This window comes from Paraburkholderia sp. GAS448, from assembly GCF_050435685.1.
Lineage (GTDB): Bacteria > Pseudomonadota > Gammaproteobacteria > Burkholderiales > Burkholderiaceae > Paraburkholderia.
This window is the reverse complement of sequence record NZ_JBNDKT010000002.1, coordinates 298408-315854: the sequence shown is the minus strand read 5'-3', so window position 1 is coordinate 315854 and position 17447 is coordinate 298408. Positions and strand designations below refer to the sequence as shown.

16 protein-coding genes and 1 pseudogene are annotated in these 17447 nt (G+C 58.6%); 9 read left to right on the top strand and 8 right to left on the bottom strand.

The window, feature by feature from the left end; all coding sequences use genetic code 11:
- The first annotated feature begins 59 nt into the window (after positions 1 to 59).
- From P3T23_RS05080 to P3T23_RS05070, 3 genes are read left to right on the top strand one after another with little or no spacing between them, the layout of a single operon-like run.
- The gene (locus tag P3T23_RS05080; protein WP_429315092.1) at positions 60 to 1682 is read left to right on the top strand and encodes a recombinase family protein; all 1623 of its coding nucleotides are present in this window, start codon (positions 60 to 62) and stop codon (positions 1680 to 1682) included.
- Positions 1621 to 2532 carry a plasmid partitioning protein RepB C-terminal domain-containing protein gene (locus tag P3T23_RS05075; RefSeq protein ID WP_429315091.1) on the top strand — a complete coding sequence of 304 codons (912 nt, stop codon included), beginning with the start codon at positions 1621 to 1623 and terminating at the stop codon, positions 2530 to 2532. The genes P3T23_RS05080 and P3T23_RS05075 overlap by 62 nt, the downstream gene beginning before the upstream one ends.
- The gene (locus P3T23_RS05070; protein ID WP_429315090.1) at positions 2520 to 3470 is read left to right on the top strand and encodes a plasmid partitioning protein RepB C-terminal domain-containing protein; all 951 of its coding nucleotides are present in this window, start codon (positions 2520 to 2522) and stop codon (positions 3468 to 3470) included. Before P3T23_RS05075 ends, P3T23_RS05070 begins: the two co-directional genes overlap by 13 nt.
- Positions 3471 to 3738: 268 nt before the next feature.
- Here P3T23_RS05070 and P3T23_RS05065 read toward each other — a convergent pair whose 3' ends face one another.
- Both P3T23_RS05065 and P3T23_RS05060 read right to left on the bottom strand, forming a co-directional pair.
- On the bottom strand, positions 3739 to 5400 hold the full coding sequence (locus P3T23_RS05065) for a diguanylate cyclase (RefSeq protein ID WP_429315089.1): 1662 nt from the start codon (positions 5398 to 5400) through the stop codon (positions 3739 to 3741).
- A gap of 231 nt (positions 5401 to 5631) precedes the next feature.
- The gene (locus P3T23_RS05060; RefSeq protein WP_429315088.1) at positions 5632 to 6369 is read right to left on the bottom strand and encodes a hypothetical protein; all 738 of its coding nucleotides are present in this window, start codon (positions 6367 to 6369) and stop codon (positions 5632 to 5634) included.
- Between the two features lie 523 nt (positions 6370 to 6892).
- Here P3T23_RS05060 and P3T23_RS05055 point away from each other — a divergent pair.
- Positions 6893 to 7525: a sel1 repeat family protein gene (locus tag P3T23_RS05055; RefSeq protein WP_429315087.1), complete on the top strand. Its 633-nt coding sequence runs from the start codon at positions 6893 to 6895 to the stop codon at positions 7523 to 7525.
- A 59-nt stretch (positions 7526 to 7584) separates the two neighbouring features.
- On the opposite strand, the gene P3T23_RS05050 is transcribed toward P3T23_RS05055, so the two are convergent.
- Positions 7585 to 8367 (bottom strand): H-NS family nucleoid-associated regulatory protein, encoded by a 783-nt coding sequence (locus P3T23_RS05050; protein WP_429315086.1) that lies wholly within the window; start codon positions 8365 to 8367, stop codon positions 7585 to 7587.
- 305 nt (positions 8368 to 8672) lie between these two features.
- On the opposite strand from P3T23_RS05050, the gene P3T23_RS05045 reads away from it, so the two are divergent.
- Positions 8673 to 9002: an H-NS family nucleoid-associated regulatory protein gene (locus tag P3T23_RS05045; RefSeq protein ID WP_429315085.1), complete on the top strand. Its 330-nt coding sequence runs from the start codon at positions 8673 to 8675 to the stop codon at positions 9000 to 9002.
- Between the two features lie 242 nt (positions 9003 to 9244).
- On the opposite strand, the gene P3T23_RS05040 is transcribed toward P3T23_RS05045, so the two are convergent.
- Positions 9245 to 9445, bottom strand: a complete 201-nt coding sequence (locus P3T23_RS05040) for a hypothetical protein (protein WP_429315084.1) — start codon at positions 9443 to 9445, stop codon at positions 9245 to 9247.
- A 281-nt stretch (positions 9446 to 9726) separates the two neighbouring features.
- On the opposite strand from P3T23_RS05040, the gene P3T23_RS05035 reads away from it, so the two are divergent.
- Together P3T23_RS05035 and P3T23_RS05030 are read left to right on the top strand one after the other, a co-directional pair.
- Complete coding sequence (locus tag P3T23_RS05035) at positions 9727 to 10185, top strand: HU family DNA-binding protein (protein ID WP_429315083.1); 459 nt, start codon at positions 9727 to 9729, stop codon at positions 10183 to 10185.
- 647 nt (positions 10186 to 10832) lie between these two features.
- Positions 10833 to 11114 carry a hypothetical protein gene (locus P3T23_RS05030; protein WP_429315082.1) on the top strand — a complete coding sequence of 94 codons (282 nt, stop codon included), beginning with the start codon at positions 10833 to 10835 and terminating at the stop codon, positions 11112 to 11114.
- 33 nt (positions 11115 to 11147) lie between these two features.
- On the opposite strand, the gene P3T23_RS05025 is transcribed toward P3T23_RS05030, so the two are convergent.
- From P3T23_RS05025 to P3T23_RS05015, 3 genes and pseudogenes are all read right to left on the bottom strand, one after another.
- Entirely contained in the window at positions 11148 to 11492 is a 345-nt protein-coding gene (locus P3T23_RS05025; RefSeq protein WP_429315081.1) for a hypothetical protein, read from the bottom strand.
- Positions 11493 to 11661: 169 nt separating this feature from the next.
- Positions 11662 to 11850, bottom strand: a pseudogene (locus P3T23_RS05020) (lysophospholipid acyltransferase family protein); the annotation flags it as partial.
- A 521-nt stretch (positions 11851 to 12371) separates the two neighbouring features.
- Complete coding sequence (locus tag P3T23_RS05015) at positions 12372 to 12878, bottom strand: phasin family protein (RefSeq protein ID WP_429315080.1); 507 nt, start codon at positions 12876 to 12878, stop codon at positions 12372 to 12374.
- Positions 12879 to 13152: 274 nt separating this feature from the next.
- Here P3T23_RS05015 and P3T23_RS05010 point away from each other — a divergent pair, with 274 nt between their 5' ends.
- Positions 13153 to 13857 carry an esterase/lipase family protein gene (locus P3T23_RS05010; RefSeq protein ID WP_429315079.1) on the top strand — a complete coding sequence of 235 codons (705 nt, stop codon included), beginning with the start codon at positions 13153 to 13155 and terminating at the stop codon, positions 13855 to 13857.
- A gap of 437 nt (positions 13858 to 14294) precedes the next feature.
- Positions 14295 to 16091, top strand: a complete 1797-nt coding sequence (locus P3T23_RS05005; RefSeq protein ID WP_429315078.1) for a hypothetical protein — start codon at positions 14295 to 14297, stop codon at positions 16089 to 16091.
- Positions 16092 to 16394: 303 nt separating this feature from the next.
- Here the strand turns inward: P3T23_RS05005 and P3T23_RS05000 are convergent, their stop codons facing one another.
- The gene (locus P3T23_RS05000) at positions 16395 to 17186 is read right to left on the bottom strand and encodes a hypothetical protein (RefSeq protein ID WP_429315077.1); all 792 of its coding nucleotides are present in this window, start codon (positions 17184 to 17186) and stop codon (positions 16395 to 16397) included.
- Positions 17187 to 17447 lie beyond the last annotated feature (261 nt).

Here is a 17447-nt window from a genome sequence, read left to right as displayed (position 1 = left end):
GCCTTGACTTAGGCCACCGCCAAGCTATCACTAATTACCTCGCCATACAGGAGACGGGAATGTGGCAAGCGGTTGGTACATCGACCTCCCTTTCCGGCAGGCTCGCGGCGCAGTATGTGCGCATGTCGACCGACCATCAGCAGTACTCAACCGAGAACCAGAAGCTGGCCATCGCTGAGTTTGCTGCATTACAGGGAATCTCCGTCGTCGCCACCTACGAGGACGCGGGAAAAAGCGGTGTGACACTTAAAGGGCGGCCAGCTCTACTTCAGCTGCTCCACGACGCACTGGCAGATAACCATGCATTCAGCGTTGTACTTGTTTATGACGTGAGCCGCTGGGGACGTTTTCAAGATGTTGACGAGAGCGCGCACTACGAATACATGTGCCGGAAGGCAGGTGTACAGGTGGTGTATTGCGCAGAACAGTTCGCATGGGACGGCAGCGCGTCAGCGACGCTGATGAAGACGCTCAAGCGAGCTATGGCGGGGGAATACAGCCGCGAACTCTCCCGGAAGGTCTTTATCGGCCAATGTCGACTTGCCGAGCGAGGCTTCTGGCAGGGCGCAGCTCCCGGATATGGCTTGCAGCGAGTACTGGTCGACTCAGATGGAACAGTCAAGGGCCCTCTGCTCCAGCGGGAGCACAAAAGCATCCAGACAGACAGAGTTATCGTGACGCCAGGTGACGAACACGAAGTGGCGCTTGTTCGTCGCATCTACGATTGGTACGTTTGTCAGGGAGTTGGGTGCAGACGGATTGCGGACAGGCTGAACGCGTTCGGTATTTGTAACGCGCACGGTCGCCCCTGGAACCCACAACACATTACTGACATTCTAAGCAGCGAAAAATACGTCGGAACCAATGTCTACGCCAGGACATCAAAGAAACTAAACGCAAATTGGCAAAGGAATCCGTACTCAGATTGGACTCGTTCAGTAGGCGCGTTTCCACCCCTTGTCGACCGGGCGATGTTCGACGCCGCGGAGAGAATTCGGACGAACCGGACACAAAATCTCAGCGACGACGAGATTCTGAAAAGACTGAGCGATTTCGTGCGTTCCGCTGATGTAGTGAGCGCCAAGGAAATCGATAGGGCGCCGGGAATGCCCGCAGGAAAGACGTATGCCCTGCGGTTCGGCAGCATTAACAACGCGTACGCGCGAGTCGGATATGAGCCGAACTCGCACAGCGCCGGCCCTGAAGTCTTTCGCGCTTCGCGGGCCGCCCAGCAAGGGTGTATCCGAAATACGACTGAGGCCCTGACAGCTCTCGGCCACCGGGTAGACATGTCTATGGACGAAACTACCATTCGTGTCGACGACGAACTGGTCATCCGATTCGCTGTTCGCCTAATTCTGCATTACGACCGTCGTGGTCCGCGCTGGAGAGTGCGCTGGCCAACCTACTCGTCACCTGACCTTCTCGTCGTATTGCGGCTGGACTCGGCATTTGAAACTCCGCTCGATTTCTATGTTTTCCCACGTGGCAGTTTGGTCCCCGGTTACGAATTCTCGCTGTCAGTCCGCAGCGGCAGTAGTGAATCTTTCGAAATGTTCCGCTATCCGGACGAAAGCATTTTGCTTCAACTGACAGCGCGGACTCGCATGGAGGCATTCGATGGAAACCAATCCTCTCAGCCCAATCGCAGATATCCTGGTACAGCAGATTCGAGTGCTTAATCCGAGGAGCCGCAGCAAGCGTCAAAAGCAGGCAATTATGGACAGCATTGCGACAGTGGGATTAAAGAAGCCGATAACGGTTAGCCGTCGAGCATCCTCCGGCGACACGGTAGTCTTTGACCTGGTTTGCGGCCAGGGACGACTCGAAGCGGTGCAAGCCCTGGGTCATGACACCATCCCCGCACACGTTATTGATAGGACAGAAGATGAGTGCCTCGTCATGAGCCTGGTGGAAAATATTGCGAGACGGAACCACTCCACCCTGGAGTTACTCAGGAACATTCAAAGCCTGCGAACGGCTGGGTACACGGACAGCGTTATTGCGGAGAAGGTAGGCCTGTCGGTTGCTTATCTGGAAAACCTGATGTTTCTCCTCGACCATGGGGAAGAACGACTCATCACAGCGGTCGAAGCCGGAACCATCCCCATCGCTATCGCTATGCATATTGCACGCGCCAATGACGCGGACGTGCAGTCAGCGCTGGTGGATGCATACGAGGATGGAACATTAAAGGGCCACCAGCTCGCAGTTGTCCGCAAATTGTTGAGCCGTCGCGCGAGGTCGGGAGGAAAAGCACTGCCTGTCGGAAAGGGGCGCGCTGCCCCACGGCTCCGCGAACTGGCACCGGACCAACTGAGGCGTCTGTATATGCGGGAAAGTGACCGGCAGAGAGTACTGGCGAAGCGGGTCGAAGTCACCCATGCACGGTTGCTATTCATCGTCCATGCGCTACGTCAGCTGATGCGCGAAGAGGGATTCGTCGGCCTTCTTGAGCAGGAGGGACTCACGACTCTTCCCCGCGTTCTCGATGAGCGTATTCGCGCTGAGGGGCAACCATGGACAAGCTGACTGCACACCCTTTAAAGGCTGCATTCGAGAGCCAGCCTGTCATGTTGCAGCTGGATGCGCTGGACTCGTCTAGAGCGCTGCCGAAAACTGCTACCTCGGGCCAGAAATTCCTGCAGATTCTGGCCTCTATCGCCGCCATTGGCCTCGTCGAGCCGCTGATTGTGGTACGCATCAACGGTACCGGAAAGGCGTTTCGCATTCTGGATGGCAGGCTGCGGGTGGAAGCCATGCAACGTCTGGGTCTGAATGAGGCCTTGTGCCTCATCGCGACAGATGATGAAGCGTACACGTACAACAAGCACATCAGCCGGCTGACGTCGGCGCAGGACGCGCGCATGATTGCGAAGGCAATCGAACATGGGGTGCCACGTGAACGGATTGCGCTGGTGCTAGGTATCGAGGTCGATACGGTTAAGCGCAGGGCGAGCCTGCTTGATGGAATATCGCATGAGACGGCAGCGTTGCTTGCCGACAAAGCCTGTCCTGCGACAACTTTCGATGCGCTAAAGTTGATGAAACCTCTGCGGCAAGTGGAGGCTGTTGAGCTTATGTGCGGGCAGGGAAACTTCACGTCAGCCTTTGCGAGGGCGATTGTCGCTGCCACTGCGCCGGAGCAGCTCGAACATGGGGCCGATGCGCGTAGGGAATCGGGCAATGAAGTCGTAGAGCAGCTTGCGAAGCTCGAGCGTGAACTCGCTACGCTTCAGGCGACCGTGGCCCAGACTGACGAAAGGTATGGCATCGAGCATCTGCATCTGACAGTGTCAGTTGCTTATATTGCAACACTCGTCGGCAATGAACGTGTGGCCCGCTGGTTGAACGAGCGGAATCCCGACTTTGCGGCTCAATTTGAAACTATCAGCAAGGAAGCGCGCGATGCGCGTTCCATGTCGGATTCGAGCGGACCAAGGTCGAAAAACTTTCGGCGAATCAACTGAATGCTGCCTCATATTGCCACGTGGAGGTACGTCGTGCTGGAAAGAAGTTCATCTGAGGTGAGATGGCTGGCAATGACGCCGTCTCAAATTTCTGGGTACCCTTGGCGATTTTGCGCGAGAAGAATAAGGCCGAAGGTCGGCGACCCATCCAAGGCGGAAAGCCGACGATGCGCATCGCCGACCCCAGGTAGCAATCAAGCGAATTGGCCAAGCCCGCGAGCTCGTACGGTGGCACGACGGGAGGCACATGCGGGAACCCTATCCATCTTCATCCCTTGGACTCATCCACTGCAAGCGCGACGGGTTCACCGCCGCCATCCCTCTTGTCGGTGTACATTGAGACGTCACTGCGGTGCAGCAGCGAGTCGATTGTATCGCCCTCCCTGGCCTCGGCGACGCCCATGCTGATTGACACGCGCAGGTTGAGCGCGATTGGCTCCCAGTCAAAGTCGCGCACTGCCAAGGCAATTCGCTCGCAAATCTTTGTTGCCCTCTCTGTATCCGTGCGCGTCAGCATGACGACGAATTCGTCGCCCGCCAAGCGGGCCGACAGGTCGTGTTCGCGGACGTGTGCCGAGAAGATAGCTGCCAGCGCCTTGAGAACACGGTCTCCAACAGCGTGACCGAACGTGTCGTTGATGGTCTTGAATCCGTCAATGTCGATGAACGCGATGCTCAGGTCTTGCCCCGTCTCGGATATCCGTCGCAGTTCACTCGACAGACGCTGCTCAAAGCACCGTCTGTTTGCGATGCCAGTCAACGCATCTTCTAGGGACCAACGCTCGAACTGCCGGGAACTCTCTTTCAGCTTATGCAGGTGCGCCTCCGACTCGCGTGCAGTCAGTTGCCACCCGACCACGCGCGCACGGCTAGCGAGACTATCCGCACGCACTCGCCTCTCGAGAAGCCGTAGGTTGCATAGCGCTTGGCGCGCCAGATGACTCTGCCCTTGAGTTTCGTAGACGTGGTGTAAGAACAGGTACCCAATGCTGGCCAACTGCTCATGGTCGCCCCTGCTCGATACCTCGGTCATGCGTGCGAGCAGTGTACATGCCATCGAATAGTCCTGTCTGACGCAGGCAACCTCAGCTTCGAGCCAGTCGGCGTAGGCGTTCAGCCACGTTGTGAAGCCAAGCCTGGCTAGATACTTTCGCGCGGACTGTAGTTCGGCTTCCGCCGCACTGGTATCGCCGCGCCAGCACTCCAAGAACCCCGCCACCAGGCACGACAGAATTAACCCCGTTAGGTGGAACCCTTTCGCCAGGAAAAATGCCGTTCCGGCTTCTTCCATGTCCCGATATTTCGCGACCAGGAGACGTAGTTGCCCGAGGTCCACCGTCAATCCCAACTCGTAGCGGTCCCTCGCAAGACGCATCTTCTCTGCCCACGCCCGGTTCAGGCGCGGCTGGTAGGTGCTGAGTTCCGGCCCCGAACGAAGCGCCATCTCCGTGGCCTGCGCAAAGGCGTCGTCCGCTTCTGCGAAGTTCCCGCCCCACGTGCACGCGACGCCCAGGTAGTTGTACGCCAAGGCTATTTGCTGATTCGAGCCGTGCCTCTCGGCCAACTTGACACCCAACAATGCAGCCTCGACCGCCTCAAAGTCGCGACCGAGCATGATGGACGAGTGGCCGAGCGTATTCAGCGCGTCTATCTCGCCTGCGATGTCGCCCGCTGCTTGAAACAGGTGGACCGCGCGTTGGCTTGTATCTGCCGCGCGTCGCAACCGGAACGCCAAGCGGTCACAGTGTGCCAGGCACGCCAGCGCCTGCGCCTCCATAGGCGTATTCTCTGCGGCCTTGGCGAGGCCAAGAAGCGATTGAGCAAGCTCGTTTGCCCGGTCGAATTCCCCGGCGTCAAGCGCCGCCCGCACACCTCGCAGAACTAGCTGGAGGTCATGGCCGAGCGTTTCGGAAGTCGTGGTGATGCTCATGGGCCAACACCCCGGACCATGGCATTTTCTCGGAGCACTTGTCTTCGACACGCTTTGCGCTCCTTCACGGCTGCAAATGTCCCCCGCGGCATCCTTTTGCCCCCAAGATATCTATGAACCAGGTATGCGGAGGTTACACACCACCGCTACCTCGCCTCACTTTCTAAAAATTAACAACCAGTGCCTTGCTTTCTTCAAGGGTAAGGGTGCTGGCTAGAGGTGTTGAGCGAATTAATTCGTCTGTGCCGTCGCCGAGGCCGGTGTCGCTGCGACCGGTTGGGTCGTCGAAGTCGACGGCGCGCTCGCTACCTGCGATGCGCTGGACGAGTCCTGTCCTGCTGCTACCGGTGCGCTGGTTGAGCCTACTCCGGACGCTGCCGCAGCTGCCCGGGCCTTCTCTGCGCGCGTCTTTTCCAGTGCCATGACCGTGTTGAAGAGGTCCTTCGCAGTCGTATCATGCTCGCCCACTCGCTGAACGCGCTGCATCACTTGCGGCAGCCATTTGGGGCGATTCTCCGGCTTCTGTTCGTCCGGGTTGTCGAAGTGGAAGTCGGCTCCGGCGCCCAGAAAGCCAAAGTTGCGCTCCACCGCATCGACCAGGAAAACCTGTTCGTTTTCCTTACCCGGGCAACTTTTCTGGTCCAGGATGACCGCATGACCTGCGGTGTTATCGAGGTCCGGCGGCAAAACTACTTCTTCCTGTCCGCGGCGCACGGTTTCGGGCCAATCGCGCACGTACGGCACCAGAAGGCCACTGTAGTGACACTTCGAGTCAGCCTTGTACCACTGCGGATGGAAGCCTACGACTTCCACGATTTCCCGTTCTTCGGGTGCCTTGTGCAGAGGGTAGGTCTGGTCCGGCCACAGGATGACGCTTCCGACAAGGGCACCGGCGAGATAGATAGCGTGTGCGGTTCCGAAAATGATATCAAACATTATTTTTCTTCTGGTTAAGACCAGTTCATTCAAGTCAGGATGGAATTATATTGACGCCAGTCATCGGCTATGCCGTTTATCTGAAGAAATACCCAATGCGTGAGGATTTTTTGGACCTGCGGTCCCGGTCTCACACCCGCTACGTGTTGGACAGTCAAGCGATTAATTCGAGAAGGTTCCCTGCCCAAGCCGCGACCGACAGCAGGCCAATCGGCCCTTGTTCGCCGGACGCGATTAGCTAAAGGCCGCCTTAGTGTTAGTGCCACCACAATATCGACCCACACGCCGACGTCGGACTGACGATGCTTTCCAATTACAAAAATGTTTCGGCAGCAACGATTTGCGACCCACTCTGCTGGTCCAGTCGAATGTCGGCATGCGGGGCAAATAGGGGGCGGCGGAAAAAATCTCTGCTGCTCCAATCGCAGCGGTAACCGTACATACCAGTGTCCGCCTCAAGCTCCGACGAATTCGGCCTCGCCATGCGTGGGACATCAGGCGACAGTAGAGGTGAGGTATCATCGTCCCCATCGCTCACCACAGGACGCATAATCTGATGTCTGTAGATTCCAGCTGGTTGGGCCAAATTGAACGTGAGTGGGCACAACTTCGCCAGTGCGACCCGTCTCTCGACGTGGAGAAGTTCTTCCGGCACGTTGTGTCGGCAAACAAGGTCGGATTTCTTTCACTTGAATCTATCGCGGCCATTGCGAACGGCCTGCTCACAAGCCCGCTGCCGGGGGCGCCTTACCTCGGCCGGCGTCTGATTGAACGGGTTGGCCCTCACCGGCATCCTTCCCTTCGGGTCGCCCTTGCGCTGTCTCTTGTAACCGAGACAGATGGGCCAGCGGATTACGAGGCCGGGCACGTCATTCTGGGCGACGTGCTGAAGGACGATACGGCGAGCGAGCCTCTGCGAGGCCTGGCGGCAGCAGCTCTCGCGGACAGTGCACGGCTTGGTCGCGGCATGGACACCGACCTCGAGATAGCCAAGGACATGTATGCCACGGCCCTGGAGCTTGGACACCGGGCTGCCGCATACAACCTTGGCTTGTACTGGGAGGGGCTCTGGGAGAGGCGCGTTCCTGGCGACGTTGTCCCAGACCGCGCGAAGGCGGCACAAGCCTACAAGCGCGGTGGTTCGAATGCAAAATGCGCCGCCCGTCTCGACGCATTGCGGGCCTGTTAGCGGTAAGCCACGACAATCGCTCCTGTCGACGCAACGAGAACCGAGCTCTGCGTGCTCGCTTACACGGTCGCCTGAGCAGCCGCCGCTTCCGGTGCCTCCGCGACACCCGGCTTCGAAACGACCCTTTTGGCGACAACCGATTTCTTCACCGCTGCCTTCTTCGCTACCGGCGTCTTTTTCGCGGGCTTTTTTGCGACGGCTTTCGGCTTGCTCGCCGCGCCCGTACCCGCCACCGTACTGGCGCCGTCAATCAGAAACTTGCTGAGGTCCCTGGAACCAGCCAACCAAGCCGGCGCCCGACCACGCCCACTCCAGGTCGCGCCCGACTTGGGGTCACGATACTTGGCCGGCTGCGGCCCCTTCTGCTGCCCCTTGTGAGCAGTTGTGCCAGCGGCCGCCGAGGCCTTCCTAGTCGCACTCTTCGATTTACTCACAGCACCCGCGCTCGCTGCGGGTACTGCGTTAGCACCACTTGCAATCAGGAATTTGGTGCGGTCCTTGACGTTAGCAATCCACGCCGGGGGACGTGCATGACCGCTCCACGTTTCGCCGGTTTTGGGGTTGATGTACTTTGGCGGCAGTTTTCCTTTCACGCTGGTGGCCGGCTTTTTCACCGCGGTAACCGCCGACTTACCGGTTCGCTTCGCGCCAGGCTCCGGTCCACGTTTTGTGCCGCCCGTCGCTGCGCCGGTGTGAGCTTCAATGTCGTCTGTCGTCAAACCGTGCTTCAACATCAATGCTCGGATTTGGTTTATAGCCGCGTGGGCTTTCTTTGAAATCAATGCGTCAGCCTGCACCTGTAATTGCTTCATTTTTGCCCGGATTTGTTCTAGTGTTGCCATATAGACTCCCTGAGTTGTCGAGTAACCGAGCGCACTATGCCATGGGCGCGCATACTACGGCTATAGGTTCACAGGTCGCCGAAGGTTCTGTACAACTCCAGACGCCCAAATACGACATTGAAGAACCGGCTTCCTGGTTCTCCATTCAGAAAGACCGCTTGCGCCCGTTCCCGCTCTTCCCAAAACGCGGCAGCCTGCCACCGGCATGATTACCTCGTTACTTCGGCGCAATGTGCGTACGGTGCGATTCTCCACAAGCGGCGCTCAATAGTCGCCAAGCAATTGCCTTAAAGAAGGAAGATTTTATGGACGAACGTAAGCGAGACAGCATGATTGCTTATCTCCGCCATCGCATGGACGAGTTTGGCATCAGGCCAGAAGACCTGGCTTCAGCAATAGCGCGCGAGCAATCAGAACAGACAACAGTGCGATACCGCAGTGCGACCGGAAACACTTGGTCCGGCGAAGGGGAAATGCCTCAATGGCTTATGCAGGCTAGGAGCGCGGGGCAATCCATCGAACACTTTGAATTGTCCCCAAAGGTGGCGCCCACAACTCGGTCCCCCGGGGCCGGCGTGGATTGGCGTGATGACCCGTTTGCGGGCACCCCGCTTGCACGCGGTCAGCGTCAATAGTGAGCCTCGGTGTCGTCGCCTGCCAGTTTTAGAATGCCGGCACCTGCAAGCAGTGCGCCCTCGACCTCACGGAGAACTGTACTCGCCTTCGCGTCCGCCCTGAGCTCCCGTGTGCACCTTTGATATTAATCGTCATGGTCGCTATGACGTGCGCGTCTAAGCTTTTGCGCTCGGAGGCTTATCTGACGGTGCGCAGCAGGTGCCGCTGACGACGATGACTCGAGGCAGAAATTAACGAAGCCTCAACTTTCCCAGCTCGATGGCGCCGGAAGGGAAAGAGCGCATACAGCGAATCTTTCGTCCGACCAGTCCGGGAAGAGCCCCTCGAGCAAGCCGTCACGCATTACCTGCTCGACGCCAATCTCCATCACCTGGGCGATGCCAGCGCCGGCGATACACACGCCGAGCATGGTTCCCACGTCCGACACGAGAAACACTAGCACACCCGACGCTGGGCTCGCGCGAGAGGTTAGCTCCTCTTGCCCGTGCTTCAAACCCTTTCGCATAGTCGCTTACGCGGGCGCAGTCTTCCGCGGAGGGGTACAGGTCGTTGTTTTCGCGTCAACTCGGCACCAAACCCCTTGTTTTAGGGCCTCGCCCGTTGCAGATTCAAATCCGAGTTGCTACGCTAGCGCCAGCCTGAGGATTTAGACCTTTGCGTATTGTCGGTGACTACGCAAAGGCAAGGGTCTCAGGCCAACCTTTGACCAATGACGAGGAATCTATGGCAACACCGAGTGCAACGAAAGCTGCAGCAAAGCCGGCTCCGAAGAAAGCGGTGACTCCGGTCGAGAAAAAGGCGAAGGCGCCGACGGTGAAGAAGGCGGCGACTCCTGCCACGAAGAAGGCGGTTGCTGCCACCCCGCTGAAGCCCATCAAGGATTCGTTCACGAAGGCTTCGCTCACCACCCATCTTGCCGAGCGCGCAGGTGTCGAGCCGAAAGCGGCGAAGGCTTTGATGGCCGCTCTGGAAGAAACGGTGCTCGCGTCGGTCCACAAGAAGGGCGCGAAGGAGTTCACGCTGCCGGGTCTGCTGAAGGTTGTTGCTCAGGACGTGCCGGCAAAGAAGAAGCGCTTCGGCAAGGACCCGTTCACGGGTGAAGACAAGTGGTTTGCCGCGAAGCCTGCTTCGGTGCGTCTGAAAGTACGCCCGCTCAAGAAGCTGAAGGACGCCGCGCTCTAAACCGGACCACTGAAAAGAAAGCCCCTCGCGACGGAAGTCTGAGGGGCTTTTTTGCTTCTATGCCTGAGACGCACGGGCCTTCATTCAATCTGGCTTCTCAAGATGGGCTGGGCGATACAGCCGAGCACCGGGGTGCGCGCAATGTGTGAATGCGACCGGGATTCCTGCGTCATGAAAGTCGTGCACTGCGGGCCGCTGCGCGCGCTGCAAGCATGCCACCCTGCGCACCGCCGGGATGGCTTCGCCACGACACACCAGGGTATAGCGGCATCAGGCCGAACAGCATGGTTAGCCACATTTTGACGGCGGTCGCGAGTTCGCCGCGTTGAATCGCGGCGTTCGCGATTCAAACTGGTAGGTGGGCTGGTGTGCGGCCATAGAGCCACACTTCCGTAGGATGAGCGATGTACTCCGTCCGGTTCCTCCCACGCGCGCCATGGGCCCGCGAGGGCTGCCCGGTGGTTAGCAGCAAGACCACCGAAGGGTCCGATGCCGTAACATGCGCGTCGCGCGCGGGCATTGAGCATCCCAGACCAACCCAACCGCGCCCCTTTTAGGGCACGTGCTCTGCATCCCTGGCGCCGTCAAAGACCTACGCTAAACTCCCAGAACAATCGCCGACGGCGACTTGCAAGGAGACAGATGTCATGGAACGCTCTGAATTCATCGCAGCCACCCGACAACTGGCAGCCGCCGCCGAGATTCTAGCCTGGGCAGGTCCTCAGGACTGGCGATTCGATGCGTTCGAAATGCTCGCGTCCTTTCGCCGATACGACCATCCTGGTCTCGGTTTGAATGCGGTCGCAACGTCCGATGACGAGCTGTTCGCGCGCACCGGCCACGCCGCACTTACCATGGCTGGACGTAATGAGTTTGCCGCGTCGCACGCGCTTCTCAAGCAGACCCGGTCGCTTTTGCCCGCTACATGAAAGCCGCTGCTACAAGCTGCAGCTGCGATGTGCTCAAAGTGCGTCGTGGCAAAGCGTCATCATCCTCTGCACCATCGTGCTCGAGCCGTTGAGTTCCATCTCACTGGTGAAGAGCGCGTTAACACTAGACAGACGAACCGCGACCCCGGCCTCTAGCAAGTCTTTATCTGCAATCTTCAGAGCAAGTTGGCCAATTCGGACCCGGTCGAGCCAGTGCATGGCCAGCTGGTTCTTCGCTAGCCACCCGCGGCAGCATTCAACAACATGGTCCACGCGCCATTCTTGAGTTAGAGCGTACGATGCCGCTGCAATCGCGACGAGGTAACACAGCAAGTCTGGACGCGCACTGTCGGGCTCAATAAATTCAGGTTTTGTCATGCTTATCAGCTTGCCTGCTGTCGTTACTCAACACCAACACATGTGGGCGTGGGCACAAGAATCAACACCGGTGCAAATTTCGACCGCCCCGGCTATCGAATCCCTGCCCGTCGCCCTGTCATGCAACCCCCTACATGGTGACTGCGGCGCGGGAGGCCGCCGAACCTCTGTCCGTGGAACAAGTAGTGCCGGGTAGCCAGCGCATCACAACAACCAGTGCACGACACCACTGCGCCGCAAGCCGGTAGCGGCCGGACCTCGCGACAAAGGGGAATAGCGCCAGTATCCCTATCGAGTACAACGTCCCGCTGCCGGGCAGGTAGACGATAAACAGCCATTTGATGAACGTGGAACGCATGGTGAGCCGCATGAAATGGATGAGTCAGCGGGAGGCTTTCGTCGTTACCAATAGGGACTGCGCGGGGGGCGATACGTTCGCGGGCCGGCATCGCTGCAGTGGCCTGGCGCAGTGGGAAACGCTGAAGCAGCTTGGACCCTACAATTGAGCGGCATCGATTCCGCGAATACCTGGGCAGCCGGTCGTCGCTTCACCGCAGCCAATTTCACGCCCGGTCAACGGCTTCGTCGAACGATGGTTGCGCCAGGCATTCGTATGAACGAGTCGCCGCGTTGGACTGCGGGTGCCCAAGCCGTTGCGCACGCTCCGCGCACCAAAAAGAAACCCGCCAGGCGGCGGGTTGAATCCATATCAGGAGGAGACATGGAGGAGACGAACTAAGTATAAACCCTATGTCTCTCGCTTGCAACTTGCAAAAAATTGAGACTTCCCCTCTCTTCTACTCAACCTGGAACGTACGTCGTCGCGCTCGTCGCAAGCTTTTTCGGCACAGTGCTAAGGTCTCCACGCGCCAGCGAGCACTACGCGTCGCCAGCAGCGTTTTCAGCAACCTTCTTAGTCGGCTTCGTGACGACCGTAACCGCCGTGCTCGCTTTCTCGCCCACCGCGCCGAAACTCGACTTCCAGATGGCCGCAATCGCGTCACCGCCCGGCAGTGCATTTTTCGACAGGTTGTCGAACCACGCCTTCGCGTCAAATGAGGGCTGTTTGAAGACCGTTTTGGCCGCCGCCTTGAATTCAGCCTGGGTGCTCGACACGATTTCGTTCACGTGCGTCCAGTAGGCCTGCGCCTTTTGAACGCCGGTCTGCAGCTGGTTTGTCTGAACTGCAAAAACTGCTTGCGGCTCTTTGCCAATAACGGACTTGGCAGCGAATTCTTGCGCCTCGGCGAGCGTCGTCTTGACCGTCTGCGCATTGAGTTCGACGAGTTTTTCGAACGCCTTAAAAGCCGTGGTCGCAAGACCGAAGGCTGTGTCGAAGCTCGCTTTGGTTGCACTAATCGTTTGTTCCGGGACGAGGGTGGTCATGGTCGACTCCAAAAAAATAGGGCCGTATGTCGCCCAATTAACATGCTGCACCGCAGCAATATGGGTTCCATCATAGCTGCAGTTTCGGGGAAGTCAAATACAAATTTCACGCACTTGCAGCCCTACACACGCTGCTGGCTCCCACCCAGTATGAAGCGGTGTGCTTGAACTACAACAGTGGCGTTTGGGCTCTGACATCTTATATTTATGCTGCAACGCATCAATAATGGCGCATACTTAAGGTGCCGCGCATACGTGCGCCCTTGGAGATGCAATGAAAAGCGTTGAACTCACGCCACCGTCTGCAACACTTCTCGTTCTCGAACCGCTCCGCGCGGCGGTTGACTACGTCGCCGGTATGGCCCCGCTGGCTGTCCCGCTGCCGCCAGGTGACGGCCATCCAGTACTCGTATTTCCCGGCCTGGGTGCCAGCGGGGCCGCGACGTCGGACCTGCGCAGGCGCCTGCAGCAACTGGGCTACGAAGTCCACGATTGGGAGCAGGGCGTCAATTTGGGACCGAGTGCCGACCATGACCTGATGCTCGAACTCCTGAGTGACCATCTGAAACAAATACATGCGTTGCATCGGCGTTCGGTTTCTCTGGTCGGCTGGAGCTTTGGCGGTATCTATGCCCGTCAGCTGGCCGCGAAATATCCGGAACTGGTGCGTCAGGTCATCACGCTGGCGACACCTGTTGCCGACAACTCAGACGCCACTCACGCCGGATGGCTGCTGAACATGCTGAGCAGCGGTATATCGCCAATGAGCCACACATCGACGCTGCGCTCCGATGCTGCTACGTCTGTCCCGTGCGCTTCGGTCTACTCGAAAACGGACGGAATTGTTGCGTGGGAGGGATGCGTCTCGACCGAGTCAACGTATCACCGCAACATCGAGGTCGCGGACGTGAGCCATCTGGGCATGGTGCATCATCCGGAAGTGCTGCGCGTGGTGGCGGACCTCCTCGCCAAGCATTGAGGCGGTCCACGCTGCATGGCAGCTTATACGAGACATCGTGTTGCACTTCACATTTGAGACCGCCACCATATCCGTTGTCGCAACCGTTTTCGGAGACTGAATGCAGCGACACCCAGTCCGTTCCCGCCGGGCATTTCTTCTGATTGCGAGCGTCTGCTGGAAAACCCCGGCGGTCACCTAGATGGCATTCGAGGGGTCGAAGTGCTAGCTTGAAAGCTGGTGCTCAGACGGAAAACCGGACTGACGGTGACTGCATGGACAAGCGACCCATACAACGAGGTGCTCCCCGAAAGGACGGCAGAAAGGCCGTTCCACGGAATCCTAGAACCAAGCCGGAGAAGAAACCAGTAGCGTCGACTCCGGAAGCGGCACCGGCGCCTTTGCCCGCGCGTCCAGAGGCTGTCGGACTCTCAGATTGGAAAGAGCAACTCTACGCCATGCTGCGCGCCCGCATCGGGTCGGCGGGAGCCAAGGTGGCCTTGATTCTTCTCGTGGTAGTCGTTCCGTTCGTCTGGTCAAATTGGGCGAGGGTTCGTGAGTGGCCGGTCTTGAACGAGTTCGTGGACTGGGTCAGCCAGCCCACGCTCCCTCATGCCAAACCAGGCGAGTACAGCATTGTTATCGCAAGGCTGTCCGACGACAATGACAGGCGAGCGGAACGGCTTGTGGAAGCGTCGCTAGAGGAAATCCCAGCGGTGCATGTGTACGTACTCGGGAGACGCATCAGCCAGAAAGGAGTCGATGCCACGGCTGGCGAAACGCAGGCGCAAGACTACCTGCGCAAAACGGGCGCGCAGATTCTCTTATGGGGAAAGGTGGTGCCCAGGTTGGACGGCAAAGACTCTCCGATGCTGAACTGGGCGGTGGCGCCGAACCTCAAGCCGGCATACGCGAAGGTAATGTACCAAGCAGAGGGAGGTGGCGCGCTTCCCAAACTCTTCTGGGAAGACCTTGCAGTCGTGCTCAGGCTCCTAATCGCGAAACAACTTGCGCAGTTCGTGGCTCAGTCGGGCGCCTACGATGCCGACAAGCTCGAGCCCTTCATCGTGACACTACGAACGCTAGTCGACGAACGAACAGGACATGCCGGCCAGTGGAAGCCCGAAACATTAGCCGCCGTCCGAGTGATACTCGCGGATTCCCTAGTCCTCTTGGCAGAGCAGAGTGGAAATAGTGAAGACCTCGCCGAGGCTATTGCGAACTACCGGGAAGCTCTCTTGGTTGAAGTTCGGACGGAAGCGCCCCTTGAACGTGAACAGCTCGAACGTGCGCAACTTCGCGGAAAACTCGCCGACGCCCTCGTGATGCTCGGAGCGGCCCAGGCGGGAACGGCATTGCTGGAGGAAGCGGTTGGAATCTTCAGTGAGACTCTGAACCAAAGCGCCGTCCAACAGAACCCTTTTACCTCTGCGTTGATGCTAAACGGGCTAGGAATAGCGCTGCTCACGCTCGCCGAGCGTGAATCAGGAACAAAGCGAGCGGAGGAAGCCGTTGCGGCCTTCCGGGCTGCCCGTAAGGAGTGGACGAGCGAATCACACGGAAGGCCACTCCTGAGCTCTGACGCTGAGGAAAATCTTTGCAACGCCCTTAGCGTTCTTGGCCAACGGGAAAGCGGCACGGCGCACATGGTCGAAGCCGTTGATGTCTGTCGGGAGGCCGTTACGGAGTATGCAGACAAAGGGGTACCGTTGACTTCAGCACAGGCACAACAGAACCTGGGCATCGCCCTGCTTCGTCTTGGGGAACGAGATGGCGACGCCGACCGCCTACGTGAGGCCGCGACCGCATTCCACGCCGCCCTCGATGAGTACACGCAGGCTCGAACACCGGTTGTCTGGGCAAGAATCCAAAGCAATCTCGGCATCACCCTCGCGACGCTCGCCCGATTGGATGACGACATGGCGCAGCGTGTTCAGGCCGCAGATGCCTGCCGAGCGGCGCTCACAGCCCTGAGCAGAGAGCGAACACCGTTGGACTGGGCGAAGGCTCAATATTGTCTCGGCACTGTGCTGGTCGACATTGGAATCCGCAAAGATGACCTGAAAGCTCTCAAGGAAGCTAGAGGGGCCCTCGAGCGAGTCATCAGCGTCTTACAGGTGCAGGCACAGGATGTATCGATGCGCGACGGTGCCCAAGCTGGGGTGGACGTAGCCAATATTGAAATCGAGAGGCTGACTGCGTGCCGTGCCGGACCGAGCCCGGCGCGCCGCGTACCCGCCCCACAGTGCAATTAGCAGCAGCGCACTAAGCGCCGTCTTCGCTGCCTTAAGACGCCCGAGGGAGCGTCAGCCGCAAATTGCACAGGAGCGGCCGCGTCGTAGGGGCTTCCCGATGCTGACCTGCCCCCGGGATTAGTACGATGACGGTGTAGAGTCCGTTCCAAAGGGGAACGGCAATGAAAAAGCGATTCAACGAAGAACAGATGATTGGCATCCTGAAGGAGGCCGAGGTCGCCAAATGGCCACAGTTCAACTGTAACTCGCAACATGGTGAGGACCTCCTGGAATGGGAAGGAAATCCAAGCGCACGGCCTGCGCTTAGCGCTTGCGAAGATAGGTGATGACTCGTTTCGCTACGTCAATAAATGTCGTGTGCTTGCTGACCCGCACCGTTTCTGAGTCGAGCGAAGTCCCGGGAGCAGCTATGATTCGGACCCGAATGAATTCACTGTGCGTGGTAATTTGCACGCAAGCTTCCGGAATCGGCGTGGAATATCCCGCCGTTTGGCGTTCAACGAATAGGGAAAATTTCCGGGCGCACGGATACGGGCCAAGTGGCCACTCGTATCCGTGCGCGTGAAGCGCTTCAGAGGCGCGGTCCCACAGTGGTCTCCGCGGGTCAATCTCTGCAGCCGCCGTGTACAGCGGGCCAACATCCTTTGGCTCGGTTTCGTGTTCACCCTCATACATTTTGACGGCAGTGCGCGAGTACTCGGCTGCCCACGCCGCAGCCGCCTGTCGCAGACGTTTGAAGTCGTTGTCGCCATCGAGCATCTGTAGCGGGCTTCGGCTGCCGAAGGAGCCTCGTGGTGACGACAGGTAATCTAGTCGGCACTCTGGTGGGGCTGGCACAATAATTTTGCAGACTACCTGCAATCGCTTGCGGTTCAACCGCACGTCGCCGAGAAGAGCCGGGAAATAGGTGGTGCCCTCGACGTCTATGCCAAAGACGCTGCCATCTGCCAGCATGCGGGCGAGGCGCTTTTGGCTGACGCCGAGACATCGTTTGAAGTCTGCCTCTGGCAGCAGTTCACCGGATGCGACCATCTCGCACCTGCTTTCAAGCGCCTGCTGCGCAATGCGTTCGCCAAGTGTCAGTTGCGGTTTCATGGTCACCCGCGGATAGTGTGTGCCTTGGCTCCAAGCTATACAGGCCGTTCGCTTCCGTTTCGCAGGTCCAGCGTCGAGCTCGACAGGATGACAACAAGCTCATTCCATTGTTGGTCGGTCGCTTCGTTCCAGCCAAGCGATTGGCCGCCAGCGGCGGGGTAATAAATCTTGTCAACCCGGCCGTCTTTAGCATCGGAGAGGTCCGGCATTGACTGTGCGTCGGATGTTCCATTGGTGCATCCTCAAGATACGACATTAATC

Bases quoted from the DNA above. Each gene is read 5' to 3' on its own strand.
- P3T23_RS05080 (WP_429315092.1), top strand. From the start codon at position 60: ATGTGGCAAGCGGTTGGTACATCGACCTCCCTTTCCGGCAGGCTCGCG.
- P3T23_RS05075 (WP_429315091.1), top strand. From the start codon at position 1,621: ATGGAAACCAATCCTCTCAGCCCAATCGCAGATATCCTGGTACAGCAG.
- P3T23_RS05070 (WP_429315090.1), top strand. From the start codon at position 2,520: ATGGACAAGCTGACTGCACACCCTTTAAAGGCTGCATTCGAGAGCCAG.
- P3T23_RS05065 (WP_429315089.1), bottom strand. From the start codon at position 5,400: ATGAGCATCACCACGACTTCCGAAACGCTCGGCCATGACCTCCAGCTA.
- P3T23_RS05055 (WP_429315087.1), top strand. From the start codon at position 6,893: ATGTCTGTAGATTCCAGCTGGTTGGGCCAAATTGAACGTGAGTGGGCA.
- P3T23_RS05050 (WP_429315086.1), bottom strand. From the start codon at position 8,367: ATGGCAACACTAGAACAAATCCGGGCAAAAATGAAGCAATTACAGGTG.
- P3T23_RS05045 (WP_429315085.1), top strand. From the start codon at position 8,673: ATGGACGAACGTAAGCGAGACAGCATGATTGCTTATCTCCGCCATCGC.
- P3T23_RS05035 (WP_429315083.1), top strand. From the start codon at position 9,727: ATGGCAACACCGAGTGCAACGAAAGCTGCAGCAAAGCCGGCTCCGAAG.
- P3T23_RS05030 (WP_429315082.1), top strand. From the start codon at position 10,833: ATGGAACGCTCTGAATTCATCGCAGCCACCCGACAACTGGCAGCCGCC.
- P3T23_RS05025 (WP_429315081.1), bottom strand. From the start codon at position 11,492: ATGACAAAACCTGAATTTATTGAGCCCGACAGTGCGCGTCCAGACTTG.
- P3T23_RS05015 (WP_429315080.1), bottom strand. From the start codon at position 12,878: ATGACCACCCTCGTCCCGGAACAAACGATTAGTGCAACCAAAGCGAGC.
- P3T23_RS05010 (WP_429315079.1), top strand. From the start codon at position 13,153: ATGAAAAGCGTTGAACTCACGCCACCGTCTGCAACACTTCTCGTTCTC.
- P3T23_RS05005 (WP_429315078.1), top strand. From the start codon at position 14,295: ATGCTGCGCGCCCGCATCGGGTCGGCGGGAGCCAAGGTGGCCTTGATT.
- P3T23_RS05000 (WP_429315077.1), bottom strand. From the start codon at position 17,186: ATGAAACCGCAACTGACACTTGGCGAACGCATTGCGCAGCAGGCGCTT.